Annotated in this window: 32 protein-coding genes; 2 read left to right on the top strand and 30 right to left on the bottom strand. The window is 71.8% G+C overall.

Features of this window, described 5'->3' with window-relative positions; genetic code table 11:
- Positions 1-172 precede the first annotated feature (172 nt).
- Entirely contained in the window at positions 173-706 is a 534-nt protein-coding gene (locus OIE69_RS44475; protein WP_326581619.1) for a hypothetical protein, read from the top strand.
- An 81-nt stretch (positions 707-787) separates the two neighbouring features.
- Here the strand turns inward: OIE69_RS44475 and OIE69_RS44470 are convergent, their stop codons facing one another.
- The 14 genes from OIE69_RS44470 to OIE69_RS44405 form a co-directional block, all read right to left on the bottom strand.
- A complete protein-coding gene (locus OIE69_RS44470; protein ID WP_326581620.1) occupies positions 788-1,000 on the bottom strand; it encodes a hypothetical protein in 213 nt (70 codons plus the stop codon).
- 130 nt (positions 1,001-1,130) lie between these two features.
- Positions 1,131-1,550 (bottom strand): hypothetical protein, encoded by a 420-nt coding sequence (locus tag OIE69_RS44465; RefSeq protein WP_326581621.1) that lies wholly within the window; start codon positions 1,548-1,550, stop codon positions 1,131-1,133.
- A 201-nt stretch (positions 1,551-1,751) separates the two neighbouring features.
- Positions 1,752-2,240, bottom strand: a complete 489-nt coding sequence (locus tag OIE69_RS44460) for a hypothetical protein (protein WP_326581622.1) — start codon at positions 2,238-2,240, stop codon at positions 1,752-1,754.
- A 177-nt stretch (positions 2,241-2,417) separates the two neighbouring features.
- Positions 2,418-3,275 carry a hypothetical protein gene (locus OIE69_RS44455; protein WP_326581623.1) on the bottom strand — a complete coding sequence of 286 codons (858 nt, stop codon included), beginning with the start codon at positions 3,273-3,275 and terminating at the stop codon, positions 2,418-2,420.
- 164 nt (positions 3,276-3,439) lie between these two features.
- Positions 3,440-4,165 (bottom strand): hypothetical protein, encoded by a 726-nt coding sequence (locus OIE69_RS44450; RefSeq protein ID WP_326581624.1) that lies wholly within the window; start codon positions 4,163-4,165, stop codon positions 3,440-3,442.
- A 217-nt stretch (positions 4,166-4,382) separates the two neighbouring features.
- The gene (locus OIE69_RS44445) at positions 4,383-4,799 is read right to left on the bottom strand and encodes a DUF6283 family protein (protein ID WP_326581625.1); all 417 of its coding nucleotides are present in this window, start codon (positions 4,797-4,799) and stop codon (positions 4,383-4,385) included.
- Positions 4,800-4,998: 199 nt separating this feature from the next.
- Entirely contained in the window at positions 4,999-5,517 is a 519-nt protein-coding gene (locus tag OIE69_RS44440) for a hypothetical protein (RefSeq protein WP_326581626.1), read from the bottom strand.
- Between the two features lie 535 nt (positions 5,518-6,052).
- Complete coding sequence (locus tag OIE69_RS44435; protein ID WP_326581627.1) at positions 6,053-6,328, bottom strand: hypothetical protein; 276 nt, start codon at positions 6,326-6,328, stop codon at positions 6,053-6,055.
- A gap of 312 nt (positions 6,329-6,640) precedes the next feature.
- The gene (locus OIE69_RS44430) at positions 6,641-7,105 is read right to left on the bottom strand and encodes a hypothetical protein (protein ID WP_326581628.1); all 465 of its coding nucleotides are present in this window, start codon (positions 7,103-7,105) and stop codon (positions 6,641-6,643) included.
- Between the two features lie 267 nt (positions 7,106-7,372).
- Positions 7,373-7,906, bottom strand: a complete 534-nt coding sequence (locus tag OIE69_RS44425) for a hypothetical protein (protein WP_326581629.1) — start codon at positions 7,904-7,906, stop codon at positions 7,373-7,375.
- Between the two features lie 637 nt (positions 7,907-8,543).
- Complete coding sequence (locus OIE69_RS44420) at positions 8,544-8,924, bottom strand: hypothetical protein (RefSeq protein ID WP_326581630.1); 381 nt, start codon at positions 8,922-8,924, stop codon at positions 8,544-8,546.
- Positions 8,925-9,167: 243 nt separating this feature from the next.
- Entirely contained in the window at positions 9,168-9,482 is a 315-nt protein-coding gene (locus OIE69_RS44415) for a hypothetical protein (RefSeq protein WP_326581631.1), read from the bottom strand.
- A 278-nt stretch (positions 9,483-9,760) separates the two neighbouring features.
- Positions 9,761-10,501, bottom strand: coding sequence for a GNAT family N-acetyltransferase (locus tag OIE69_RS44410; protein WP_326581632.1), 741 nt, complete (start codon positions 10,499-10,501; stop codon positions 9,761-9,763).
- A 597-nt stretch (positions 10,502-11,098) separates the two neighbouring features.
- Positions 11,099-11,329 carry a hypothetical protein gene (locus tag OIE69_RS44405; RefSeq protein ID WP_326581633.1) on the bottom strand — a complete coding sequence of 77 codons (231 nt, stop codon included), beginning with the start codon at positions 11,327-11,329 and terminating at the stop codon, positions 11,099-11,101.
- Between the two features lie 119 nt (positions 11,330-11,448).
- Here OIE69_RS44405 and OIE69_RS44400 point away from each other — a divergent pair, with 119 nt between their 5' ends.
- The gene (locus OIE69_RS44400) at positions 11,449-11,598 is read left to right on the top strand and encodes a hypothetical protein (protein ID WP_326581634.1); all 150 of its coding nucleotides are present in this window, start codon (positions 11,449-11,451) and stop codon (positions 11,596-11,598) included.
- 385 nt (positions 11,599-11,983) lie between these two features.
- Here OIE69_RS44400 and OIE69_RS44395 read toward each other — a convergent pair whose 3' ends face one another.
- The 16 genes from OIE69_RS44395 to OIE69_RS44320 all read right to left on the bottom strand — a co-directional run bounded on the left by OIE69_RS44395 (position 11,984) and on the right by OIE69_RS44320 (position 25,334).
- On the bottom strand, positions 11,984-12,187 hold the full coding sequence (locus tag OIE69_RS44395; RefSeq protein WP_326581635.1) for a hypothetical protein: 204 nt from the start codon (positions 12,185-12,187) through the stop codon (positions 11,984-11,986).
- A gap of 281 nt (positions 12,188-12,468) precedes the next feature.
- Positions 12,469-12,867, bottom strand: a complete 399-nt coding sequence (locus OIE69_RS44390; protein ID WP_326581636.1) for a GNAT family N-acetyltransferase — start codon at positions 12,865-12,867, stop codon at positions 12,469-12,471.
- Positions 12,868-13,114: 247 nt separating this feature from the next.
- Positions 13,115-13,474, bottom strand: coding sequence for a hypothetical protein (locus tag OIE69_RS44385; protein ID WP_326581869.1), 360 nt, complete (start codon positions 13,472-13,474; stop codon positions 13,115-13,117).
- Between the two features lie 293 nt (positions 13,475-13,767).
- Complete coding sequence (locus OIE69_RS44380) at positions 13,768-14,463, bottom strand: hypothetical protein (RefSeq protein ID WP_326581867.1); 696 nt, start codon at positions 14,461-14,463, stop codon at positions 13,768-13,770.
- Positions 14,464-14,738: 275 nt separating this feature from the next.
- Positions 14,739-14,930: a hypothetical protein gene (locus tag OIE69_RS44375; RefSeq protein ID WP_326581865.1), complete on the bottom strand. Its 192-nt coding sequence runs from the start codon at positions 14,928-14,930 to the stop codon at positions 14,739-14,741.
- Positions 14,931-15,036: 106 nt separating this feature from the next.
- The gene (locus OIE69_RS44370; RefSeq protein ID WP_326581863.1) at positions 15,037-15,393 is read right to left on the bottom strand and encodes a hypothetical protein; all 357 of its coding nucleotides are present in this window, start codon (positions 15,391-15,393) and stop codon (positions 15,037-15,039) included.
- Positions 15,394-15,832: 439 nt separating this feature from the next.
- Positions 15,833-16,462 (bottom strand): hypothetical protein, encoded by a 630-nt coding sequence (locus OIE69_RS44365; protein ID WP_326581861.1) that lies wholly within the window; start codon positions 16,460-16,462, stop codon positions 15,833-15,835.
- 336 nt (positions 16,463-16,798) lie between these two features.
- Entirely contained in the window at positions 16,799-17,533 is a 735-nt protein-coding gene (locus tag OIE69_RS44360) for a hypothetical protein (RefSeq protein WP_326581859.1), read from the bottom strand.
- A gap of 101 nt (positions 17,534-17,634) precedes the next feature.
- Entirely contained in the window at positions 17,635-18,138 is a 504-nt protein-coding gene (locus OIE69_RS44355; RefSeq protein WP_326581857.1) for a hypothetical protein, read from the bottom strand.
- 564 nt (positions 18,139-18,702) lie between these two features.
- The gene (locus OIE69_RS44350; RefSeq protein WP_326581856.1) at positions 18,703-18,954 is read right to left on the bottom strand and encodes a hypothetical protein; all 252 of its coding nucleotides are present in this window, start codon (positions 18,952-18,954) and stop codon (positions 18,703-18,705) included.
- A gap of 872 nt (positions 18,955-19,826) precedes the next feature.
- Positions 19,827-20,189 carry a ClpX C4-type zinc finger protein gene (locus OIE69_RS44345; RefSeq protein WP_326581855.1) on the bottom strand — a complete coding sequence of 121 codons (363 nt, stop codon included), beginning with the start codon at positions 20,187-20,189 and terminating at the stop codon, positions 19,827-19,829.
- A gap of 270 nt (positions 20,190-20,459) precedes the next feature.
- Entirely contained in the window at positions 20,460-20,996 is a 537-nt protein-coding gene (locus OIE69_RS44340) for a hypothetical protein (RefSeq protein ID WP_326581853.1), read from the bottom strand.
- Positions 20,997-21,279: 283 nt separating this feature from the next.
- The gene (locus tag OIE69_RS44335) at positions 21,280-22,485 is read right to left on the bottom strand and encodes a hypothetical protein (protein WP_326581852.1); all 1,206 of its coding nucleotides are present in this window, start codon (positions 22,483-22,485) and stop codon (positions 21,280-21,282) included.
- Between the two features lie 361 nt (positions 22,486-22,846).
- Positions 22,847-23,167 carry a hypothetical protein gene (locus OIE69_RS44330; RefSeq protein ID WP_326581851.1) on the bottom strand — a complete coding sequence of 107 codons (321 nt, stop codon included), beginning with the start codon at positions 23,165-23,167 and terminating at the stop codon, positions 22,847-22,849.
- Positions 23,168-23,487: 320 nt separating this feature from the next.
- Positions 23,488-24,087 carry a hypothetical protein gene (locus OIE69_RS44325; protein ID WP_326581849.1) on the bottom strand — a complete coding sequence of 200 codons (600 nt, stop codon included), beginning with the start codon at positions 24,085-24,087 and terminating at the stop codon, positions 23,488-23,490.
- A gap of 623 nt (positions 24,088-24,710) precedes the next feature.
- Entirely contained in the window at positions 24,711-25,334 is a 624-nt protein-coding gene (locus OIE69_RS44320) for a hypothetical protein (RefSeq protein WP_326581847.1), read from the bottom strand.
- Positions 25,335-25,487: the final 153 nt, after the last annotated feature.

The raw sequence follows: 25,487 nt of genomic DNA, 5'->3' as shown, positions 1-25,487 counted from the left end.
CCAATCACCCGTCACGACCGGGACATCCCGCCTGCGGGACCACTCACCCCGAAGCAAGTCCAGGGGCCTGGGACGGGCGCGTCTGGGCCGGTGAGCGGCGGGCCTGGCGGGGTGAGACTGCCGGGCGGCGGCCTGCGCTGGGCGGGCCGGTGAGCGCCGGGAGGCGATCGGCATGTCCAGTAGCGGGAAGAGCCGGGGGGCGAAGGATCTGGCGCGGCGTCGGGCGGCGTTGGAGCGGGTCCAGGCGCGGTTGGCCGAGGAGCGGCGGGCGGCTGAGGAGGCTGAGCAGGCGCGGCGTCTGCGGGAGGCGTCCTTGGATGAGCTGGCGGCGGATTTCGAGCTGGCGCAGGAGGACGCGGGTCGGATCGCGGAGGAGGTGGAGGCTGAGGTGCGGCGGGTGCGGGCGCGGGGTGAGGAGCGGATGCGTCAGGCCCGCTTGCAGGCGGCGCAGGTGGTGGTGGCGATGGGCGAGGCGGGCGAGACGGTGGTGGCGTGCGGGCGCAGGTTGGGGGTGTCGGCGGAGCGGGTGAAGGAGCTGCGGCGGCTGGCGCGGGAAGCCGGCGGAGACGGCGGGCCGGGCGTAGCGGGCGTGGCGGCGGATCAGGGTGGTGGCGTGGCGCGGTCGGGGACGTCGCGGGGTCAGGGCGGGGTGGAGCCGGTCGTGGGTCGTGGGCTGGTGGCCGGTGCCGGAGTGCCGGTGGGGTGAGCGCTGGCCGGGAGACGGCATACGTCGGCCCCGGTCACCCGTCTTGCGGGTGGCCGGGGCCGGGTGTGTGCGGGGCGGGGGTCAGAGGATCGCGTCGCGGACGCGGCCGTCGCTGTAGACGAAGAGTCGGGGCGCGGAGTTGTCGGCGCGGACGGCGGCCGTGCCGGTGTGCGGGTGGTCGGCGAGCAGGGCGCGGGCGGTCTGCACGATGGCGTCGCGGGGCTGGTCCTCGGGCAGGTCTGTGGCGGAGTGCTGGATCACGTCGGACCAGTTGGCGTAGAGGTCGATGCGCATGCGGGTCTCCTGGCCGGGGTGTGGTTGGGGTGTGCCGAGCGTGGCCGGTGGCGTGGTTATGGCGGCAAGGCGTGGGGCGGCCCCGGTCGCCCGCAGATTTGCGGGTGGCCGGGGCCGGGGGTGCCGGGGGTCAGGTGCGGGGCGGCGGGGTGGTCCAGGGCGCGGCGGGCCGGGCGGGCGCGGGTGCGGGTGTGTAGGGGGTCTGGGGTGCGGGGTGGGTCCACGCGGTCTGCTGCTGGTGGGGCGCGCCGGCTGGTGCCGGTGCGGGCGCCGGTGTGGGGCTGGCGACTGCGGGTGCGGGGACGGGCTTGTAGTGGACGGTGACGGGGGTCTGGTCGCCCTCGATGTGGATGCGTTCGGCGATGCCGGGCGGGGTGAGGATCCACGCGGTGGTGCCGTCGCGTCGGGTGGTGCGGCGGATCAGGGGCGGGGGGAGCGTGACGGCGTCGGTGGTGCCGGTGGCCGGGTTCGTCTCGGTGACGGTGATGTGGTCGACGGTGGTGAACAGGCCGGGCAGGTCGCCGAGTTCGCTGATCGGGATGGTGTGCACGGTGCGGCGTTCCCCCTCTCCAGGTTGCGGGTCCGCGGGGAACGGTAGGCGGCCGGGCGGGTCGGCGGGGCGTTGTGGCGGTCGGGGTGCCGGGGGGTGGGACGCGGGTGCGGGGGTGCGGTGCTGGTGGCGGGAAACGGCGGGCTCCGCCGCCGGGCCGGGGGTGTCCGGGCTGGGGGCGGGGCCGCGTCGCGGGTTGGGTCAGATGGCGAGGGTGTCGGGGGTGGTGGTGGCGTCGCTGGTGATGGCGCCGGTGGCCAGGTCGAGGGTGAGGACCGACAGGGTGCCGAGGTTGAACAGCTCGGAGAACTCGGTCAGGGCTTCCTCGGTGGCGGGCAGGTCGACGGTGGAGACGGCGCCGTCGGCGTGGAACAGGCGGGCGTCGTCCGGGTTGTACTCCAGGAGTCCGCTGTCGTGTTCGGTGACGACGAACCGGACGTGCGTGACGGGCGTGGCGCTGGCCAGGCGGTTGTCGGGGGTGAGGGCGGCGAGGTCTTCGTTGATGGCTTCGAGGAGGGCGGCGCCTTCGACGTGGGCGATGACCTGTTCGCAGGCTCCGACGAGGTGGTGCAGTTCGAAGGACGGGAGCAGCGCCAGCGCGCCGGCGACGACGGTGTGTTCGGTGAGGAGCTGGGCCAGGAGCTGCGCGCGCTCGTCGACGGTCAGGGGCTCGGGTTCGGGTTCGGTCACGGTGGCCTGCTTTCCAGCGGGTCGGGGTTTCCCGGCGGCGTAGAGCCAAGGGCCGGGGCGTGGCGGTGACGGTGGTGGCGCGGGGCGCAAGGCGAGCAACCCCTCGGGCGGGGTGACAGACGCGGACGGCCCCGCCCTCCTGGCGAGGCGGGGCGGGGCCGTCGGTGGCGGCGGGGGTCAGGGGTGGAGCAGGTCGGGGTCCTCGGCGTCGTCCTCGTCGGCGGTGCCGGCGGCCAGGTCGAGGGTGTAGGTCGAGCAGGAGCCGACGTCGTCCAGCTGGGACAGGTCGGTGAGGGCTTCTGCGGTGTCGTGCAGGTCGACGGTGGAGACGGCGCCGTCGGTGTGGAACAGCCGGACGCGGCAGGTGCTGTAGGCGTAGCCGTCTTCTCGGGCGCTGGTGGTGAACCGGACGTGGGTGACGGGCGTGGCGCTGGCCAGGCCGTTGTCGGGGGTGAGGGCGGCAAGGCTCTCACGGACGGAGTCGAGGAGGGCGGCTTCGTCCTTGGGTCGGGCGGCTTCCTGGCACTCGCCGATCAGGTGGTGCAGCTCGTAGGAGTCCAGACGGCGCAGGGCGGTGACGCGGGCCTTGGGGCCGCTGGTGAGGAGCGCGGCCAGGAGGCGGGCGCGGTCGTCTTGGGTGAGGACGGTGTAGGGGTCGGTGCCGGTGGTCTGCGGGGTGAGGTCAATCTCGACGGTGCCGGTCGGGCGGTCGAAGCAGGTGACGTCGAAGAAGCGGGCCTCGCTGTCGGGGCGGAGCTGGCGTGCCAGGGCCTTGCGGGCGGCGTGTGCGGGGCTGTCGGCGTCGATCTGGATGATCCAGGTGACCTGGTACTCGCCTTCGCCGGTGGGCGGCTGGGCGCTGCCGGGGGTGATCAGGGCGTCGTGGAAGCGGCGCAGCGCGAGGACGGCGGCGCGTTCGGCTTGGGCGGGCCAGGTGGGGTCGGTGTCGCGGGCGTGGCCGAAGTCGCCGTTCTCTTCGAGGAGCGAGAGGGCGTCGCCCGTGGTGGTCGCGGCGGCGTGGTAGTCGGTGGTCATGCGGGGACGGTGGTGGTGGCACGCGTTAGGCCCGCAACTTCAGAGGAGAAGGGCCGGGGTCGTGATGCGCGGCTGAAAGCGGAGCGGCCCCGGTTCCCCGGTCGCTGGTGCGTGCCGGGGGCCGGGGCGCGTGGGGCGGGTCGCGGCGCGGCGGGCCGGGGGCGTCAGACGGCGAGAGCGGCGTTCACGCGGGTGAGTACGGCGTCCAGGTCGGCGGGCACGGGAACCTCTTGTGCCTGGACGTCCTCCACGTGGGTGATGGCACTGAGCAGGTGCCAGTAGCGCGACGTGTCGTGGACAGTGGCGGCGTGGGCGGTCAGTTCGACGTGCAGCCGCAGCAGGTAACTGGGCAGGAGCGTCGGGATGTCGTTGGCGCGGATGAGCGCGACGGTGTCGGTGGGGGCGGCTGTCGGGTTGTCGGCGGGGCGCAGGGTGTTGCTGTAGACCTCCCGGTCGCCGGTGTTGTCCCACACGATGCGAGTCAGGCTGTTGTGGTGGTCGTCGCCGGAAACGTAGGTGATGACCGTGCCGGAGTCGCCGTGCGTGGTGGACGTGACGCGCTGCCCGGGGCGGTACCCGGCCACGGGGGTGCCGTTCTCGTCGGCGACCCACGCGTGCCGGAACGCCGTGGTGAGCGCCTGGATCTCGGCGAGGGTGCCGCTTGCGCGGGTGGACTGCGTGCCGCAGCGTCCCCGGTCGCAGAGATCGCGGGGGTCTTCGCAGACGCGGAGGGTGTAGCGGCCGGGCCGCAGAGCCTCCAGGGCGCCGCTGGCTGCCTGCTCGAACGCGTTGCGGGCGACGGTGGGTGCGGCGGCCGGCCCGGGGTTGGTGGCGTGCTCGGCGTTCAGTTCCGGGGCTTCGGTGGCTTTGTCGTGGTCGATGGTGGTCATGCGGGGATGGTGTCGTCGGTGCGCGTTACGCCCGCAACCCCAGAGCGAGGAGGGACGCTGAGGTGGTCATGCGCGGATGAACACGCAACGGCCCGGTCCTCGGGTCGCTGGTGCGTGCCGGGCCCCGGCTCGCGCGGGAGGGCGCGAGCCGGGGCTGCGGCGGTTCAGCGGCGGGTGGGGACGAGGGTGTAGTGGTCGCAGGCGGCGAGGTCCTGGGTCAGGGCGCGGGCGGCCCGTCGTCGGCCGGGTTCTGGGGCGGGTTGTGAGCTGCGGCCATAGCGTCGTAGGAGTCGTGCAGCGGGGGCCAGTTCGGGCCCGGGGTGAGGGCGCTGGCGGGCAGGGAGCCGGTGATCACGGCGAGGCGGACGGACAGGTTCTGGTGTCCGGCGACGGCGAGCCATCCGGCGCAGGCGAGGTCTTCGCCGCTGCCGGGGGCGCCTTTGTGGCAGCCGAACTTGGGTTGCTGGCCGAGGGCTGCGGCCTGGTAGGCGTCGTCGTCTGTCGGGTCGGGCTGGACGCTGGTGGCGCGGAGCTCCTTGAAGCGTTGCGCGGGGAACCGGCCGGGGGGTGCGTCGAGGAGCCAGGGGCATTCGTTACAGGGGAACGGGCGGTACGGCATGGCGTGGCGGGTCACGGGTGCGGGGCCTCCTCAGCGGGCCGGATTGGTGGGGCGGCACCGTGCCGGGGGCGGTACCTAGGCACGCCACCCCGGCCCCGAACGGGACGGCCGAAGCTGAGGCGCCAGGCTGGGAGCCGGGAGCGTGGGGATGCCGGCGGCCCGTCCCCGGGCGGGGCCGGGGGCGGGCCAGGTTCGCGGGAGGGGCCGGGGGTGGTCAGCGGCCTCGGGCTGCGGTGAGCGCCCACTCCTTGGTCTGCAGCCGCAACTCGTAGAGCTTGGCGGTCAGGAACGAGCTCGCGCCGACGGTGGTCATGAGCGGGGACAGGCGCAGCTTCTGTGGGCCTTCGACGCTCTTGGAGCCACCCAGGGCGGGGTCCAGGGCGAAGACGGTCGTGCCGTCGATGTCGTAGGTGACGGCGAAGTCGATGACCAGGTCGCCGGGGGCTTCGAAGAACCCGCGGGCGTCGTCGTACCGGACGAGCCGCCATCCAATGAGGGTGGCGGTGCGGGCGATGACGGGGTCGATGTCGAGCGGCGTGGTGGTGAAGGCGACGTAGGCGGGGCCTTCGGTGTCGAAGCCCATCTCGCCGAACCAGGTGGTCAGGATCTGGGTGACGTCGGCGCCGCTCCAGTTGTCGTCACCGTGCTCCTGGTCCTTGAACCGGTCGAACAGGTCGGTGATGCGGCAGCCTTCGGGGCTGGCCGTGTCGATGGTGGGCTGCTGGAAACGCATGGCAGGGCGCTCCGGGAGGGGAAGGGGCGGTCCGGCCGGCGGCCGCCGGGAAGGGGTGTGTGGTCCCGGGCCCGGGAGGGCGGGGTGTGGTCACCGCCGTCCCGGGCCCGGCACCGGAGACACTGGCCTGCCGCGGCTTAACGCCCGCAACAACCCCCGCGCCGGGCTGGGCGGCTGCCCGGGCGCGGTGGCCTGGCCTTCCTCGGCGACCCGATGGGTGTCGATGCCCCACGGCCGGGCGACGGCCACGATCAGGGAGCCATCGGTCGCAAGCGAAAGCGACGTCGGCAAGGGCGGAGCCGAGGAGCTCGGCGGCCACCTCGGCGGCGGACGTCGGCGAAGTCGGGGCGCGGGATACGGACGAGCCGGGTTCGGTCCGGTCACGGCGGCTCTCCTTGGCGGGCACGGCTTTGCAGTCGGGCCGGCTCGGGCAGCCCCATCACCGAGCACCCTCAAAGATGCACCGACCGAATTGGGTCGCGGCCCTTCGGGAGAGCCACACGCGCCGCTACCCCACCGGATCAGGCCAGGGCGGCTAGCGGCTCCTGGTGCCCGGCGTCCGCCCCAGCTCCAACCGCGCCGCCTTGACGTGGTCAACACAGGCGAACCGCTCGAAGGGCCGACGGAACAGACCCCGCACCCGAGTCAGCCGGAAGTCGGCTTCGTAGCCGCACCGCTCGGCGTAGCACTTCGGCGCGCCACGCGAACTCTCCTTGTACAGCCACATGGTCCGCGGACCGGGGGCGCTGCCGCCGTACTGCCGCATCATGCGGGCGTCTTCCACGGACTGGATGGTCTGGTGTCTGATCATGTGCGGCCCCACAGCGGCGACGAACATTCCCCCGCGAAATTCCAGGGCATTTATCAACGCAATGCACCGGTTCATGCGATCTCTCTCGTCTTCCACCGACATCCCCTCCTCGCAACGTGCGCGCAAAGTACCAGCACTTCACGGTCGGGCAGATGTCCGTACCGGGCGCGCAGGCCTCGCCGGGATGCAGTCGTACAAGTCGGGGAACTCCGCGCAGTCCGTGCGCGTACGCCTCCGCCGGGCGCGGCGGGTATGGCGACGGCCCGCCCCGGGCGGGGTGCCGGGGGCGGGCCGTCGCGAGTGCGGGGCGGGTCAGGCGTAGGTCCGGTGCCGGGCCACCTCGTCGACGCTCCATCCCACGACCATGGCTACATCCTCGTTCGAGGTGCGCGCGCTGCCGATCCAGTCCTCCAGGGCGCCCTCGAGGCTGGCCGGGAGCGCAGAATCGGGGCCTTCGTGGTCCTCGTCGTCTTCTCCGTATGCCTCGCTGGTGATGTGGTCGATGTCTATCCACCGGTTGTCGGGGTCCAGGCGCTTGACCGCGGCGGTGTAGCCGTCCAGGCCGTCGGTGCCGGACGCGAGGACCTCACGGGTACGCCAGTCGCAGATCGACCACGAGTCTTGGTCTTCCTGGCCGCCCTCAACGATGCGGTGTCCGGCCGCCTCGTACTTGGTGACCAGCTCGAGCCGGGTCGTCTCGTCGGCGAGGTCCTGCCGGAGCAGCGCGCGGATGTAGTCGCGGATCGCTGTGTCGGCGCTGTGTGCCTGCTCGCTCATGGTCTCCCCATGGGACTGTGCGCCCGTCTGTAAGGGCGCCCCCGGGCGGGAAGCCTCGCACACCGGTGCTTCGCCGGCGAAGCCTGTGCCGCTGGTGGGGAGTTGTGCGGGTCGTCGTGCTGCAGCGCGGCGCCCGGACCGGCCACCGCTGCCTGCGGCTTGGCGGGCTGGCACTCCCCCGCCGCTGCCCGGGCGTGGGCGTATGGCGGCGGCCCGCCGCCGGCAGGGGTGCCAGGGGCGGGCCGTCGCAGGTGCGGGGCGGGCGGGTCATGCCCGGTCGCCGGGGTTGATGAACAGCACCGCGGTCAGCTCCGCGTTCTTGGCGGGGCGGGAGGTGGCGTCGGTTCCCTCGATCGGCACGATGGTGGCGGGCGGGCCAACCGGGGTGAAGTCGGCGGAGGCGACGGCCAGGTACGTGACGGCGTCGCCCCGGGGGGCGGTGACGGCCAGGACGTCGCCGACGGACACGGAACGGACGTCGCTGGGCCAGTCCTGGCCGGTGTCGTCGCGGCCTTGCCGGTTCCCGACGACCCAGGCGGCGTCGGCGGCGTCGTCGACGGACAGCACGGTGAACGTCAGCGTGAGCGGGGTCCCGTCCGGGCGGGTGACGTGCGCGACCGGGTCGCCGGGCCGGTAGCCGTTGCTGTAGTGGTGCTCGGCGGTGTTGAGGTAGACGGTCACGGCGTAGCCGCGGTCGGGCTGCGCGCTGGTGGCGGTGGCCGGGGGCTGCGGCGGGACGACGCCGGCCGTCGGAGCGAGTGCGAGCGCGGCGCGGGGCGGGGCGGCAAGGGCGGTGGTCATGAGCGGGTGCCTCCTGGGCTGAAGGGGTTCGGGGCGGGAGCGGGCGTGCGCGTGCCTGCCGTCTGCGGCCGCGGCCGCCAGGCACGGCCCGCGGCTCGGGCGGGCGTGCAGAGCCGTGTTCGCGGCCAGGGCAGAGCGGCCGGGCAGAGCGGCCGGGGCAGGTGGGGCGGGGCAGCTGTGGCGGGGCGTGGTGCTGACGGCACCGCTGCGGCCCGTGCTGGTGGTGGAGCTGTGGGCCGTGCCCCGCTCGCAGGGGGGTGACGAGCGGGACACGACCGGTCTTCGGGGGCGGGCCGGACCGCGCCGCTGCCACGCCCGGGGATCGGAGGGGGAGCGATCCACGCCGGGGGCTGCGGGGTCCGGCCCGCTGACCCGAACACTGCCCGGACCGCCACCAAGACCGTCAACTCCGGATCCCCCGGGGGCGCGGGGGCCCGGGGGCCCGGGGGCGCGGGGTGGCCGCTCCCCCGGCTCCACCGCGGGCTGCTCGAGGGCGCCACGCACACGACATCGACCCCAGGACCACCCGCCCCGGTCCCGGAGCGGCGCGGGTCGGGTTGCTCCAGGGCCGGGCCGGTGACACGACGACGGCCCGCCCCCGAGGTACGGGGACGGGCCGGTAGCCGGTGCTGCAGGGTCAGCCGCGGCTGTCACCGGCCGTGCGGGAAGCCCGGCCGTTGCGGACCTCGAGCTTCGCCGTCATGCACAGGCTGTAGATCACCACCGAGGCACTGACCATGAGCACGCTGGTGTAGTTCGTCCCCCGGACCAGGGGCAGCACGAACGCGACCGCGGGCAGCGCCGCCAGGAGCAGCCCCCGCAGACGGCGCGGACGACCGTCTGCGGCGGGCAACAGCGCCCCGGCGAGCAACGCGGCCGCCAGGACGACACCACCGGTGATGAGCAGCGGGAGGCGGGCCGGACCGAGGTGCTGCACGGAGTAGACCGTCACGAGAGGCACGGCGGTGCTGGTGCAGAGCGCGACGCGCCAGGGGCGGGATGCACGGGTACGAGACACGATGAAGCCTCCAAGGGCTGTGAGTGAACTGGGGCGGGGCGTGGAGTGCCTCCGCTGACCTGCCGGGGGCCGGGCTCCAGTGCGGTGCCGGTGACCCCGGAGGGTGTGGCGTGACCATGTCCGGACCGGGGGCAACACCCGCAACCCCAGCCGGCCGGCGGACCGAACTCCCATGCGGGCTGGTGACACGACGATGGCCCGCCCCCGAGGTACGGGGACGGGCCGGTAGCCGGTGTTGCAGGGTCAGCCGCGATCGCCGGCGAGTTGAGCAGCGGGAATGACCGCCACGGGGGTGTTCCGGAAGACAACCGTGCAGTCCGCGTCCGGCTGGGACGGGGCCAGACAGACGTAGCGGGCGTCGTTCTGGGTCAGACCGGCCAGACCGGCGGCGTCCAGGGATCCGTCCAGGGCGAGCTCGTTACGTTCGTCGCAGACCTCACACCCTTGGCATGGACAGTCACCCAGTGCGTGCGGATCAGCAGTGAACGGCTCCTCCTCGTACTCCGCGTGCCGCTCGCCCGGGCCGTCGGTGAAGAACGCCACAATCACGTCTCCCACCCGAACCTGGTGCCCGGGCACGACCATTGCGTGGGCTACGCCCATACCTTGCGGCAACGGCTCCCAGCCCGGCCCGGTCGGCCGGTCGGCCAGCCGAAACGTGTCGCCAGGGTGACTCGGCACAGTGACAGTACGCATGAGCGGGGGATCCCTTCGAACAGACGGGCGTCGGGGGTGCAGGACCACACTTGCCCGGCCACGACCAACACCCACAACCCGCCACCGGCCTGCCCCGCACACCGCCAGGGCGGGGCGCGGGGCCGGGGCCGGTGGAGCTGTCAGGGGGCGACCAGTCGGCCGTCTTCGAAGCGCGCTCCGGGGGGCAGGGTGCAGTCGCGGAACAGGCCGGACGCGATCGGGCCGGGCGCCTGAGGCAGCATCACGACTTCCACGCGGGGGGCGATCGGCTTGGCGGCCATGAGGTAGCCGGGGGCCTGCTCGCCGAAGAGGTGGTCTCCGGGAACGAGGATGATCAGCTGCGGTGAGGAGTGGTAGCCCAGACGGGAGTAGAAGCGGGTCAGGTCCGGGGTGTGGTTCAACGTCGACAGCTTGAATCCGGCGTCACGGAAATGCTGCTCGGCGGTGGTGATCAGGGCGCGGCCGATGCCTTGCTTGCGGTGGTCGGGGTCGACGCCAATCGCGTGGATTCCGGCGATGCGGTCTGCCATGAGCGCGCCCAGCAGTACCCCGGGCAGGGTGAACTGGTTGGTGAGCGGGTTCTCATCGATCCAGACCGGGACGCCGCCGATGAGCGCGCCGACGACCTTCCCGGTGCGGGTGTCGCGGGCGACCAGGCACAGGGCGGGGCCGTGGGTGAACTGCTCGGGCGGCAGGGACAGCAGAGCCTCGGGGGTGGGCAGCGGCTCGTCGGGCAGAGCGGTGAGTAGCAGCCGGAAGTAGTCGCGGGCATCGCCTGGCCGGGCGGGCTCGATCCGTACGGTGGTCGGCTGCGGGTGGCGGGCGCCGGTACGGCGGGCCGGTGCAGCGGTCTTCTTACGGGCGCGGGCGGTCTTAGGCATGAGCGTCCTCCAACGCAGTGTGTGCTTGCGGGATTGGTGGTGCGCGGCCCGGCCAGCGAGCGGCGGCAGGGCGGGACGGGGCGGCGGCCGGTGCCGCACACACCCCGGGAGAGGGGCCGTGGCCCGCTCGCAGGGGGGTGACGAGCGGGACACGACCGGCCTCAGGCGGGCCGGACCACACCACTGCCGCGCCAGACGGGGGTCGGAAGGGGGGACGACCTCACGCTCCTGGGGCTGCGGGGTCCGGCCCGCCGCCCCGAACACTGCCCGGACCGGGGTCAACACCCGCAACCCCGAACACCCGCCGGTCGACCGTGCCCGCCGGTCCCGCCGCTCCCGCCGGTCCGGCTGTCCGTGCCCGGGCTCGGGCTCGGGCTCGGAAACGACGACGGCCCACCCCCGAGGTACGGGGGCGGGCCGGTGGGTCATGCGGAGTCGCGCTGCCAGCGGCGCTCAGGTCCGGACGGCCTAACGCCGGTACTCGGGGTGATGCAACTCGATCGGGAGAGGCTGACGGCGCGCCGTCACGGCAAGACGCCCCGCCCCGGGATCGAGTCCGGGGCGGGGCGTTCCACGGCATGAGGTGCGGGGAGTCGGCTACTCGTCCAAGCCGTCGAGCAGGCGGCCCAGGTGAGCCAGGCTTCGCACCTCGTTCTCGCGCGTCTGCCCGCAGTGCCCGCACGGGCGGACCAGGAGCAGTTGCTGCCGCTTGCCGTCCACGACGTAGACATAACGCAGCAGATAGCCAGGCGAGCCGGACAGCGGCGCCTCCGCCTCCTCGGTGTCCACCGCGGGGTTCTCCGTCGGCTTGAAGACCAGACCGTGCATGGCCCCCGGACCGATAGCACCACATCCGTGCGGGGCTTCACATCGCATGCCCCGTCCCACGGGTTGCCTGGCGCGGCGTCGTGGGTCAGCCGCACCGCCGGCGTAGCGGCCTCACGGCAGTGGCTGCAGTGCGCCGGGTCGACTCCGGCGGGCGCGGCCGGGTACGGGTTCGCGACGTAGTCGGTGACGGCAAGACGGCCCGCCTGGTCGCTGACGTCGCCCACGACCAGGTCCTCGTCGAGGATCTCCCCGGCCCGGGCGAGACGTAGCCGCGCCGGGTCGTAGGGGTAGACGTCGTCGTCGGAGGGAGGGGCGGCGGTGACGATCACGGGAAAGAACACAACAGGCACGGCAGACACGGCGGGCATGACGCGGGCTCCTGACAGACGGCAGACGGCAGTGGGGTGTGGCACCGACCATGACCGCGTCTGCCCCAACACCCGCCACCCCGCCGACGCCGTGACCCGCCACTCCCCCGGACAGGCCGGAACACGACAACGCCCCGCCCAGCGGTGGCGTTCTCGCTCCAGTCAGCGGGCAACGGGTACGACAACGCCCCGCCCCCAGGTCGGGGGCGGGGCGGTACGCCGTCGCGGAGCGCCGCCTGTCCGCACCCACCCCCGCCCGCTGCCACCACGGGCGGCAGCGCCCGGGTCAGGCAATACCGGCGCGGCGTTCGGCGGTTTCTGCGATCTGCCGGGCGAGAGCGGAGCCGGCGGGGATGGCGACGATGCCAGTGAACGCGCCGGTGTCCGGGTCGTGGGTCGTCTGGAGTCCGTGCCCGGCAGCGAAAGCACGCGAGGCGTAAGCGGCGTAGTCGTCGGTCACTGCGGCCGGGTACTGGAAGGGGGCGCTCATCAGGTGTCCTTTCGCGAGTCCGGCGCTGCTACGCGCCGGGAAGTAGGCCCGGAAGCCGGGCCTTGCGCCATGCGACGGCCCCGCCCCGGGAGAGAGCAGGGCGGGCCGGTCGGTCAGTGCGCGGGGCCGGCTACGTCTGCCGGACGCAGGTCCCCCGCGGCCGCGGCAGACAGCAAGAGTCCGGGGGCGATCCCCGAAGAAAGGCGGCTACAGGCTCCGGCCCGCTGACCACAACCATGACCAGGACGCAGGCAACACCCACAACCCCACCCGCCAGCAGGTCACAGGGTGGTCGGGGGAAGGCGGAGCAACCGGTGCTCGTAATCGGGGGCGTACGGGTCGGGCTGGAATCCGTGGCGGCCGTACCAGCCGGTCAACTCGTCGTCGGTGAGTCCAGCGGTGTTGCGGACTCCGGGGAAGCTGGTGACGACCGCTTCGCAGCTCAAGGCGATGGCGCCTTGACCGTGGCGGGCGATGACGGAGCGCAGGAGGGCGCTGCCGTATCCGCGTCCCCGGTAGTCGGGGTGGACGACGATGTCGTGGATCCACATGGCGTCGCCGGTCTCCTGCACGTCGGCGATCGCGACGTCCTCGCCGTCGTGGCGGATGACGTGCCACTCCTCGCGCTCGTCGGGGTCCTCGACCAGGTCGATGTGCGGCGGCGGGGTTTCGGTGCTCACGGATGCTCCGGTTCTTTGGCAGACAAAGGGAGGGGCCGCTGCGGCGGCCGGCTCGCGGGTCGGTCGCGCGAGGTGGCTTGGGTCCACGCGAGGAAGTCGCGGGCGACGCCGTCCCCGCTGTCCCGGACAGTGCCCGGGCTGTGGTCAACACCCGCAACCCTCGGCCGCCGGCCAGCCGGGGCCCGAGGCATGACGACGGCCCGCCCCCAGGAGCAGGGACGGGCCGTACGGTCACGCGGGAGGGTGCTTACCGGCTCCCACCATCGTCGTCCGCCGCACGGTCCGGGTCCCCCGAGACGCCGCCCGCAAGAAGCGCGTCGGCTGGGCTGACGGGGTCGGGGTTCAGGCGAAGCGTGACATCCGGGAGATCCCCGTAGTTCGCTTCGTCGTCCGCATGCCGCTCAAGCGCTTCGTGGTACGGGGTGTCGGACAGGTCCACCGTGCCGGTGGTGCCGTCGGTGTACCGGACGGTTGTCTCGCGGTCGTTGTAGTGCATCCATCCGGCAGTGCGTACTGCCGAGGTGGTGATGGTCGCGACTTGCTGAGCGTTGGGAATGCGGCTGGCGAGACTTGCTGCCGCAACGGCGGTCAGTTCAGCGGTGTCCATCGAGGGGAGTAACTCCATTCTGTGAGGTCCGCAGCGCGCTGGTGGCCGAGGACACGGGCAAGCAGCGCGGGCCGGACCGTGCCGCTGCCCGCGTCATCCCCGGGACCGCAGGCGGCAAGAGGGGGCGCGATCCCAGGGGGCAGGGGCTGCGGGGTCCGGCCCGCTGACCAGGACTGTGACCGCACCACCGCCAACACCCGCAACTCAGGACGCCGGCCAGCCGTGGCCCGAGGCATGACGACGGCCCGCCCCCAGGAGCAGGGACGGGCCGTACGGTCACGCGGGAGGGGTGCTTACCGGCTCCCACCATCGTCGTCCGCCGCACGGTCCGGGTCCCCCGAGACGCCGCCCGCAAGAAGCGCGTCGATGAACGGAGCGACCCGGCTCGCTGCCGCCTCGGCGCGGTCTTGCGCCTGGGCGGGAGTCTGCCGTCGTACGAGCACCCGGTCACTGTCCGGGCCAGTGGTCTCGAACGCATACTGCTGGCCGGACCGTTGCAGGCAGGCGGTCATCCCCACGAGGTCCAGCTGGGCGCGCGGGCCAAGCGCGCGGACCTCAACGGCATCATCGAGCGCAGCAGCGGTGAAGCCACGGCGTCCGGTGCGGCCGGTGAAGTCGGCGCGGAACCGGTGGAAGCCTGCGGCCTTCAAGACCTTGGCGACCTTGCGGACGCTTGCGGCTCGTGGTGCGGTACAGGCGCGGGTGACGGGTTTGCCAGTGACCTGCTGGAGGCCGTTCAGGGTGTAGGGGGCCGCCAGGGCTGTGACGGTGTAGGCGCTGTACGGGGCGACGTAGTGGTCGGCCCAGTCGGTGGCGTCTTCGGGGGAGGCGAACGGGCCGTACATGTGCAGGTGGGGGTCGTCGCCACGGGGAGTGCAGGCGACCATCCAGGTGTGCGGGTACCAGGTGGAAGGAACGAACTCGATCGTGACGTGGCCGACCGGTTCGCTGTCCAGGTCACGGACGGTCGTGAACGGAAGGAAGGACATACACGCGGCCTTTCAGGAACAACGCGAACCCGCCCTGGGAGGCGGGCTGCGTGCGGCGGGAGAGTGTCCACCGACGGTGACCGCCTGGCTGTCAACGACCGCAAGCCTCGCCCGCCAGCACCAGCACGCCCCCGGGGCGGGCGGCGGGCCGGACAGGCCACGGCCGCACGGCCCCGGCCGGCGGCGGCTGAACTCTCGCCCCATCACCGAGCAACGAGTACGGCAACGGCCCGACCCCCGCAAAACAGGGGCGGGCCGTTTCGTCCCGGCGCCGGTCAGGGCTGGCAGGACGGGCTGTGTTCCTGGCTGTCTCGGTCGTGTTTGCCCTGGTCGTGGTCGTCGGCGTCGTCAGCGCACGGGATGCAGTACGAGGTGCCGGGCTCGGGAGCGCCGCGGCGGCAATATCGGTTCCGGCACCCGCCCGACACCGCCAGATCGACGAGCGCTTGCTTGGTGTTGTTGGGCATGGGCGGCAGGGTCGCGGTCACCGTGCACGGGGCACGGGGCACGAACAACGGCGGTCACAGGGTCGGGATTCCTTCCTCAGGTCGCGCGGGGTGGCAGGGGCTGCGGTCAGCCGGTGGTGGTGGCGCGGCGGGTGCACTCGGGGCAGATGCCGCTGGTGGGGTGCATGCGCGCGGGAAGCCAGTGCCAGGCGCAGCGGGGGCACTTGATGAAGTCCTCCTCACCGGGCCAGCGAAAGCCGTGGGAGTCCACGACGTCCTGAATCGCGTCGAGCAGGTCACCGTCGGTGATGTCGGGGTGCCCGATCAGCTCAAGCACGTCGGTGATAGCGGCATGGGGGTTGGGGAGAAGGGAAAGCCGGGCGATGACGGCGGAGAGCCACATCGCGGCACTGCGGACGGCTGTGGCAACTCGGTGGGTGGCCTGGCCAAAGTCGCTGCGGATTGCAGCAGCGGTCCTGCTCATGGAGTGCGTTGTCCTTTCGTTCGTGTCCGGCGGTTGCTGTGCGCCGGGGGTCCAGATCGCTGGGATGGCCGGTGCCTGCGTCCTGCCAGGGCCCGTCAACGGCAGCCGGGGGTTGGCGGGCGGTGAACGGGCCGCGGGCGGGCTACGCGCGGCGAGTGGATGCCTCCCGACGATGACCGTTGGGCCGTCAACGACCGCAAGTCCTGCCCCGGGACAGGCCGAACGACATTGGCCCGCCCCCAGGTGCGGGGCACCTGGCCACGCGGCAGGTAGCGCGACGCGGCGGCTACGGCGACACACGTGTCGGCAACCGTCCGCACGGCCTCGGCCGACGGCGGCTTGAATGCTCGCGCCGGCCACCGGGCACGACGACGGCCCGCCCCCAGGACGGGGGGGCGGGCCAAACGACCCGCTGCGGCGGGCCCTGCAGCGGGCAGGGTTACGCGGCTGCCGGGCGGGCGTCGACGCTGGTGGCCGGATGGGTGGCAAGGATCTCCCGGTAGGGGTGGGAGATAACGCGGACGGGCCCGGCCAGCGCGGCATCGGCGGCGACGTCGGACAGCCACCTGACTGTGGAGCCCTTGCCCTCGCCGGTCCAGCCGGAGCCGTCGTCGACTTCGACGACCGCGAAGAACGGCAGGACACCGTTCAACGCGAGCGGGGCCAACTGCCTGGTGATCTGTTCGCAGGCCTTCCGGCGTAACCAGGCGGCGGCTTGGGCGTGCGCGGCGGGATCGCGGTAGACCAGGCGGCCGATCTGCCGTGCCTTCACCCCATTGACTGTCAGCTCGCGGGAGCACACGGCACCGTCGTTGGGGTAGACGCGCAGGACCGCGGTGTTGGTGGCGGCGTCGTGGGTGATCTCGAACGCTGTGATCCGGCGGCCGAGGATGCGGGTCCACGTCCACTTCGTCACGCCCCGGGACAGGCCGTAGTGCCGTTCGGGACGGTGATGCCGGGCGGAGATCCCAAACGCACGCACCACGGCACGGGTGCGGGCGTCGCTGGCGGGCGCGGCAGTGGTGACGCTGGTGGGCGGGGTGGCGGTGGGCGGGGTGGTTGCGGGCATTCCGAACACGTCCCTTCCAGGAGGCAGACGTCTAGGGGTGAGCGGGCGGGCCGGGACACGCCCGGCCAACAGCGGCAGCAGGAGCCGCGGGAACAGCGCGAGCGCCGTGCAGCCCGTCGGCCAAGTCGACGGCAGCGGGCAGCCGAACATCGCAGCCTGGGGCCGTGCCAGGCGGCAGGCTGGAACGCCGGTCACGGGGCCTCGAGGACCGCCGGACCCCGACAGTGCCCTCGCACACCCCAACCCAGGCAACCACCCTCCCCCGCCAGGCATGGATCCGGGAAACGGGAACTGCCCGCCCCCGGGTCAGGGGACGGGCAGCACAACCCCCGCCGGTCAGCCGGGGAGTTCCTCGGTGGTCAGGTCGATGGTGAGCAGCGCCCCGTCATCCGGGCGCAGCAGCTCAGCCAGCGTGCCAAGCGCCGCCGACACCACCGCGTCGTTCAGGTCGACGGTGTGGGCGGTGGCGTGTTCCTCGTCGTACAGCTCCACGCCGTGGGTGCTGTAGTCGGCGTGCCCCATGCACAGCTTCGAGTCGCTTGCTTCGATGTCGGCGTGCGTGTACCGGCGGCCATCAGCCGGGACCAGGAGTCGGATCCGGCGGGCTATCGTGCGCCGCAGCGAGGCTTCCTCGGCCTCGGCGGCGGTGCCCCGCAGTTCGCTGAGCGTCTGCAGGTCGACGCTGTCCAAGAGTCGGCGCAGCGCCGCCGTCCGGTTCGCCTGGCGCGCCCGGTCGACGGGGACTTGCGCGCAGCACTCGGCGCGCCAGCATACGCACCGACCACAGTCCTGGCAGTCCTGGGCGCGGGCGCAGCCGCAGCGACAGTCGAAGGCCCGGCAGTGGGCCTTGTGCTCCGCGGCCGGCGTTGTGGGCATGGCGGCCAGCGAGCGGGACAACTCGGTGAAGTCGCGGTCGACGTCGACGAGGCCGGCCGCGATCGGGTGGCCGACGCTGCAGAGCAGCGTGGCCAGGTCGGTGCAGGTCTGCCGACGGACCTCGAGGGCGAATGCCTGGACCTGCGCGCCGATGAGCAGCGGGACGGAGTCGGGGCTGGTCGCGGGCTCGGACATGGATAGCCTCCGGTTCGTGCGGGTGCGCCCGGCCAGAGGGCCGGGCGCACCATGGGGTGGATGGTCAGCGGGCACAGCGAAAGCGGCCCAGGGGCGGATCGCTAACGCGTGCAGGTGCAGCTGGGGCAGCCGTGGGCGGGCGGCTGATAGCCGGGCCAGTTCCGCAAGTCCCGCAGTCCGGGGTGGGCCTGCAGGGCGTGCTGGATGTGCTCTTCTACGTCCGACCAGGTGTAGGCGGGGTCGCCGTAAACGCGGCGCCGCAGCGCGTGGTCGATGAACGCAGCCTTGGTGGCAGGGGTCGTGAACCACGTGTCGGCGAACCCGGCCCGGTCGAAGTGCGCGATGTGCCCGAACAAGTGGCCAGACACGGTCCGGTACAGGGCGGTGGTGAACCGATCGGAGCACAGGCCCTCTTCGATGAACACCAGGAACAGGTTGGCCTTGCGGGCTTTCTGCTCGGCGGTGGCCCACTGGGTGGGCGTGCAGGCGTCGGCGGTGATCCGGGGCAGCGTCCCGCGCGGCAGAACCCGCGTGGGTGCCAGGTCGGGTCGGGCTGCCTGCGAAGCGGCAGGCGACGCGGCAGGACGGACGGTAGTATTGGACATGAACGATCTCCTCGGCCTGGTCGTAGAGCACCGGCCACCCCGCCCTAGCGCCTGGACAGGGCGCATGCGCGAGCGGGAGTGGCGCTTGGCTGGTGGCAGAACTGCCTGCCGGGCCTCCTGTGTCAGCAGACGCCGCGGAACGGAAGCCCTGGCGCCGCGTAGCGTCACCCGCGCCCGTTCAAGCCACGCAACCCCGGCGTCAGCGCCGGGCACCACCACCGCACTCAAGCCAGCACGCCCGACCAACCCGAGCCGGGGCGGTGAACACGGCCAGCCGGGGCAGAGCCACGCACAGCCCATGAGGGCGCGCGGGCCGTCCCGGCAACGTCCCCGCACGTGGCGCTGCCTGAGCACGGAGGGCGCGGGGCCGCACGGGACGAGGCGGGTCAGCCGGGCCGGAACCGTGACGGCTCCGGCGGGCGGTGACCTCCGGCGCCATGACCAGCAGGTAGACCGCCCCTGTCGCGATGCGCCGCCGCGGCGCTGCAGGACCAGGCCGGGGCACACCAACGGCCCACCCCCAGGGGCAAGGGGCGGGCCGTAGTCGGTGGGCGCCGTGCGAGGTCAGGGCTGGCAGACGGGGCAGTGCTCCCGGCTGTCGCGGTCGTGACGGCCCTGGTCGTGGTCGTCGGCGTCATCAGCGCACGGGTCGCAGTAGACGTCGCCGGGCCGGGGCGTGCCCCGCCGGCCGCAGTGCCGATTCCGGCACGCCCCAGGCGCGACCGCCCCGGCAGCCACGACGGCGGCCTCGGCCGGCCCCTGGACGGTCACGGCGGCGGTCACGGTACGCCGGGCGGGGGCAACGGTAGTGGTCACAGGAAACGACTCTCCTCAGGTAGGTGGCGGTGCGCGGCCGCGGCTCCGGAGCACGCCCCAGACGCGACACCGGGGCGGCGCGGGGCGGAATGTGCTGGCGGCCACTCCACTCCCCCGGTGCCCGGGGCGAGCGGCTCCCGGCGGCGCGGCCCGCCGACCCTGACCGGTACGCGCTCAACGCCCGCAACCACCACCGGAACCGATCCAGGAAGCCGTAGTCCAACGCGGGCTAACCGGCACGGCGACACCCGACCCGTGCGCGGTGCTCGAGGACCTACAGCGCCCGGAGGAACCGGACACTGAGACCGAACCCGTGCCCCGGTACAAGCGTCCGGGCCGTGTCGCCGAGATTGTCCTGGTCGCCCGGCTGGTGGCCTGGGCAGCTCACCTAGGACCGTTCAACAACGACACCCCGCCCCTCCCGGGAGACGCCGTAACCGACTACTGCTACGGCAGCAGAGGCGTGTCTGAACCCTGCTGACACCGCGACGGCGCGGTTGCGTCCCTCGAGAACCCACGGCCCCCCAGAAAGGGCAGCGGAGGGGGGGCCGTGCCCCGCTGCCAGCGGCAAGGGGAGCACCGAAAACGGGGGCGCGGCCGCCCCGAGGGCGGGCCGGACCGCGCCGCTGCCGCACCGGAAGGCGGGTGAGGGGGGATAGGGTCGCCGCCCGGGGCTGCGGGGTCCGGCCCGCTGGACGAGAACTCTGCCCGACCCGAGGGTAACAACGTCAACCCCTGTGCATAGACCAACAGTTGACACCCGCGCCCACACACGCCGAGGCGCCCGGCGCCGTCCGGCCAGCCCGCCACCGGGCAGCACGACGGCCCGCACCGCTTCGGGGACGGGCCGTCGTGCTGGCCGATAAGACCGCTCAGTCCAGCCCGCCCATCGTCGAGCCGTCCTCTCCCCGGTCCGCGTCCAGGATGATCGCGCACAGCTCCAGGCAGTGCGGGCAGATCCGGGCGTGTTTCCCGGCGATCAAGCCCGGCTCGGTACGGCGGGTGCTGCCGCAGAACCAGCAGTAGTCGTCCGGGTCGATGCCGGAGGAGCCGCCCAGCTGCGGGTGTTCCGGCTGCTGGCCAGTGGCGACGCACCTCCCGCAGATGTTCACACCAGGGCCGGTGACCAGGCCGGTCCCGGGAGCGGGCGTCGTGTCGCAGAAGAAGCACCGCGCGGCCGTGTTTTCCGGTTCGGACTGGCCGGTCAGCGTGCTGGGGTACGAAGCGTTCAGCATGAGCGGTTCCCTTCGTTACGGGTAAGGCCACACCCCCACCGGGCGTTCGGCAACACGACACCCGCCACTCGAGGCAGCACCAAGCAGCGGGATGGGCAGACGGGCGGGGGCGCCCCGGGCCTTTCGTACGGGTCTTCCGGGGTCAGACCGACTCTCACCGACTCCCGCCCAACCTCCGCAACCCCCCGACCCGCCGAAGGCGCTGGACCACAACGCCAGCGGCCCCGCCGCCCGTGGTCGGGGAAGCGGGGCCGCCACACCATGGCGATCTCAGTGCGTGCTGTTGCCCTCGGGCCCGGTCACCGGACCGGTGTCCGCCTGGGCGTCGACGGTGCCATAGGCGACTGTTCCCGTGTTGAGGTCGACCGTGAGTTCGGAGTCGCAACCAATCTCCGTGTCCAGTTCGGTGAGGTCTCTGAGCCAGTCGTCGGCGGGTGTCGCTTCGACGGTGGTGACAGTGACTTCGCCGTCGGCGTGGTAGAAGCGGGCTTCGTCCTCGTCGTATCGCAGGCCGCTGCCGTAGTCGGCCGTGCGGAACCGCACGTGAGTCACCGGCTGAGTGCTCATGATGCCATCACGAACGGCTTGCTCAATGAAATCGCGCAAGCCACCGATGAGTGCGGTTTCTGTGCTGTTGACCAAGGCCGTGTGCAGGTCACTGATGCTCACGGTGGCCAGGGCAGCCTCCTTGGTGGCGGGGTCTGCGAGTAGTTGGCCAGCGAAGTCAACGCGCTGTTCCAGGCTGAGAGGGGTGATGTTTACCGGCGGGAATGGTTCGGGGGTCGGTTGAAGCGTGCTGTCTTGCATGCGGGTGTTCCTTAGTAGGTGGTCGTGGGGTGCGCGGCCCTGTGCTTGAGGACGTCGCTTGGGCGGCATGAGTGATCAGCCCTCAATTACGTTGGGGTGTCCAGGGCCAACGGCCGCAACCCGTCGCCGTGTGTGTCCGGTCCTGGGGGCTGCACTCCTCGCCCTGCTGCGGATGGCAATGCCGGCATTGGCTGCTGCTGCATACCGCGCCGCCTGATGATGGCGGGATGGCGATGGCCCGCCCCTGAGGTGGGGCGGGCCATGTGACGCCTTCTACCGGTGGTCAGGACTCCCTGGGGCCGTCGAAGGTGAATGTCGTGCCGCCTCGCATCCTCAGTGGCTTGTCCTTCGGACCCTTGATTGTCAGTGGCACGACGTCGTCGCGGTGCTCGTGATGCCGCAGAGCGTCGTCGCCGAGCTTGCGGTGCAGGTGGGGGTTCAGGCAGGTGCTGCGCCGGTACGGCGGTACCGGCCACCGGCAGGACCATTCCACCGTGCGCCTGCCGTCGGACGCAGCGGCGTCGTTTGCGGCGGCCTGCTTCGAGGGCTGGGCGGGGGCCGCAAGATCGACGACCCTGACGACGCCGTCGCCAACCGGCGGTTGCCCCAACTGCCGAGCCTTCGCCTCGGCCTTCTTGCGCGCCTTGGGTGGCACTGCTGCTGTCCGCGTCTCGACCAATTGCTGGCGCCCGGTCTGCTGCATGATCTGCCACACCGTGTAGACGGTGGCGGCCCAGCGCTGGACGGTGCCGGACCGCGTAGTTTCGCTGAAGGTGCCGCCTTCCGGCAGGACGATCTCGTTGTGCCAGCCCAGGGGGCCCCACAGTTCGGGGGTGCGCTGCTGAAACGCCCGGTCGACTGCAGCTGCCTGGCGCGCGGTGATGGGGCTGCCGTCCGGGCCAACCGCAACAGTCTGTTCCGGGTCCAGTCCGACTTGATCGGCCGTGCGGGGAGCGTAGAAGGTCATCCAGATGCCGCGTAGCTCGGGCGGGAGCGGGACAGGGTTGCCGTCTGGATTCTGGCGGAACCAGATCAACGGGTATGTGGCGCCTGCCGCCTCCGACTGGGTGCCATCCCATAGGGACCATGAGACGGCAACGATCGGTGTGTGGATCTCAACGAAGGTTCCGTCTGTCGCGCCGTATATTTCGGCGTCGGAGCCGATCGGGTCCGCAAAGACCATCAAGCCGCACGGCGAAGGCGGCCGCTGCACGCTGATCTTCTCCTTCGGAGATGACCCGGCTGTGGTGGCGACTGCCAGCCCTGTGGTGTTCGCACCGATGCTGTAGGTACGGGCGCTCAAGAGACGCTCAGCTTCGGTGCGCATCAGGACCAGGGCGGCGAAGTCAACCGGGTCGAGTCCGGTCGGCGGCACGATCGGCTCAGGTCGCAAGTTCCAGGAACCGTTGTTGAGCGACGTGCGCAGCATGGCGTGGTTCATGTTGGTGCGGGTGAACAGTTCCTGGCGGCGCTGCCAGTCCAGCAGCACGTGAGGGGAAGGGGATTTCCAGGCAGGGGCAGAGGGCGAGAGCATGGCGGAGCGCTCCTCGGTGCGGGTTGTGCGGATTGGGGAGCCCGGACCCCGCGTGAGGTGGGAGGAGAGCTGTCTCGACTCCCATGCGGATCCGGTGCCGCCGAGGTTGCTCCGCCGCTGCCCAACGCCCGCAACTTTGGGTGTTACCGCGCCTGTGACTCGGCTGGCGGGGGCGGCCACCACCGCGCCGGCCTGAGAGGTCGCCCTGTCCCTGCCGTCAATGTCGCACGCCGTGGCCCCGCTCCCCGTTGGAAGGGCGCGGGGCTCTGGCCAGTGGATGGCCTACGGCGCATTGGGCGACCACAGGCGGGGCGATCTACGCGAAGGCCAGTACGGCCTTGGCCACGGCATCGGCGTTGCTTTCCACGCTGTAGGCGGCGCAAGCGTCGGGCAAGTACGTGATCTGGTCGCTGCCGCGCTTGACGTATAGGTCTCCCTCGTGGTCTACGCCGATCGTGATGCTCTGACCGTGGGGCCCGGTGATAGCGCCTGTCACGCCCCAGTGCCCGGACTCGGCGTGGTAGCCCGGCCCGAGCAGCTTGGCTGCAGCGCGGGCGATGTCGGAGACCGAGTAGGGGTACTCGGTGCCGGGAGCAGGTTCGTAGCTCGTGAGTTCCTGGTCAGGGCTCGCGCACATGACGGCTCCTTCTAGAGGCTGGGTAGGTGTGACTGGTTGGTGCCTGGGAACCGTGGTGCCGGCGCGACCAAGGGCCGCAACTTCGCGCTGCGTGAGACGCGATAGAAGTCCCCGCGTCGCGCCGCCGAGGCAGGACGCGGGGACTGGCTGGCATCAGTGACGCCTTCGTTCAGCCGTAAGGACCCTCCGTGTCTGACTTGACTGGAAGGAGCCCCCTGTGTTGCCGCAGGTGGAGGTCGTTCCGAGGTTGAAGATGCTTCGCACGTGGAGCTGTATTTCGTGATGCGCTCGGTGTGGCGTGGCGCCGCACCTACTGACATTCAGAGGTCGGCCCGGCAATAGCTGTTGCGGCCGGAGGGCCACACGGCAGTGACTCGCTGATCCCGTAGATAGCCAGCGAGGTTTTCTTCGGGCTCTCGTGGGAGCAGCAGTAGGAGCCGAGGCGTCGGTGCGAAGAACCGGGCCAGGTCCATCAGCTCGCCGGTCGCCTGCCAGACGGCTTCCCGGGCGGTGGATGCGCGAGCTATGACGAGCTCGTTCCGAGTGTGGTCGAGGAGAGGAGCTCGAAGTTCGATGAGCGTGCGGGCAACCCGGATCCGGTAGCTGGCGGTCTCAAATCGGTGCGTCCACCGTACGGATGCTTCGTACCTTTGCAGCATCTTGTCCGCAGCCCGCTCCGAGGAGGAGGGCTCATGGGGCACCGCACGGATCGTTCCTGTGAGCATCGGATCGATACGGAGCACTTCATGGTGCTTGGGGACTCGCGCCGTTGTCGGGAGGCCCGACGGCGGTCCGTCGATGGGCAAGAGGCGATACACGATGACGCTGCGCGTCGCTTGGCTCATCTTGGTGTCGGGTGGTGCCTCGGCCAGCGCGAAGGGCTCGTCTGTATCAAGGCGGTATTCGCCCAGGTAGCGCACCGTCCCACCGGATGATTGGAGGAATAGGCGTAGGGCGCGACCTTCCTCCTGGTGGGCGAGTACGGCGTGGTTGCCGGAGAGACAGTTCTGGTCGGTGCCGTCGTTCCCGCCTTCGCCTCCATAGTGAACGTGGGTTCCGGTCCAGGCGTCGAACCAACTAGCTGGAGCGTCCGGCGTGACAAAGAGCATGACGTTGGGGGTCTGTTTGGAGGGACTTATCCGCGAATGGATGCGGCCGCCGTATGCCGCGTGAAGTTGCGGGCGGCTGAGGTCGTCGCCTGGGGCGAGGCTCCACGGCGGCTGGGTCGTGGGAGCGTTCCCGGTCGTGGGTGGGGCGGGCTGTACTGGGGGCTGGGACACGAGAGTCCTCTTGTTGGTGGGAGTGGGGTCGGACCGTGGTGTTTCCGTGTCGGAGCACCGGAGGCGCCGGCCTGCCAGGAACACTTTCGGGTCGTGCTTGGCAAGGCCCGCAACTTTCATCCGCGGGCCGGTCGCAGCCTGGGGATGAGGGCAGGCCTGGTGGCCAGGCGGTGGTCGACAAAGTCTGGCGAACGGCTGCGGCGCGGTTCCGCAGTAATGGCTCCGTCCCAGTGCGGTGCACTGGGACGGAGCCATCGGAGGGATCACCGGTCCCGGGGCGTCGCTCCGGCGCTGGGTTCGTTGACTGTCGCCGCTATGACGTAGCCAAGGACGGAGCCGCGGGTTGCCAACTCTTCGCCGGGTTCGAGTTGCAGATCGCGCAGGTCGATTGGGCTGCCGCAGGCGACACACCGCCATCCGCGCGTGGGTTGCGGGTCCCACCGGGGGTCGCGAGAAACGTCACTCCGGTACAGACCGCCTGCGGCGCAGTTGCTGCAGCGGATCTCCGTGAAGGACGGGTCTGTGCTGGCGTCCCGGTAGGGGGCTGTCGGGGCAGGTCCGGCTTGACGCTCGCGTGCGGCCCTGATGGGCAGTGCGGAAGCGGCCTCGTAGGCGGCCGCCAGCGCAAGCGCGATCGCGGCTCCCTGGACGCCAGTGGCCGCAGTCAAGGAGAACAGGAGGACGGGGTGGAGAAGCAACACGATGGCCTGCACTGTGCAGGTCGTTACTTCCTTCTTGCGTCGGATCCACACGGCTGCGCCCAGCGCGAGCGCCACGCCGACGCCGGTCACAGCGACGGTCAGGTGGTAGACGACCCCGTTGAACCAGTGGTCAAGGAGGAGTGGGAGAACGGCCAGGAAACCAGCCGCTCTCAGGGGGGTGCGCACGAATGAGCCTCGCAATCTGCAGGAAGGCGGTGGGTGCCAGCTGGTGGCTAGGGGTGTGCGATGCGTGGTGGCCGGGCTCATCGCGCCGTTGACGGTCGCCACCAGTGCGTCTTGGTTCCAATGGCGGCCGGGCTTGAAGGCGGGTCCGGCCGC

Origin of the sequence: Actinacidiphila glaucinigra, assembly GCF_035918135.1 — a bacterium.
GTDB lineage: Bacteria > Actinomycetota > Actinomycetes > Streptomycetales > Streptomycetaceae > Actinacidiphila > Actinacidiphila glaucinigra.
Note: the sequence above shows the minus strand (reverse complement) of the source record. Positions and strands in the feature narration are given on the sequence as shown.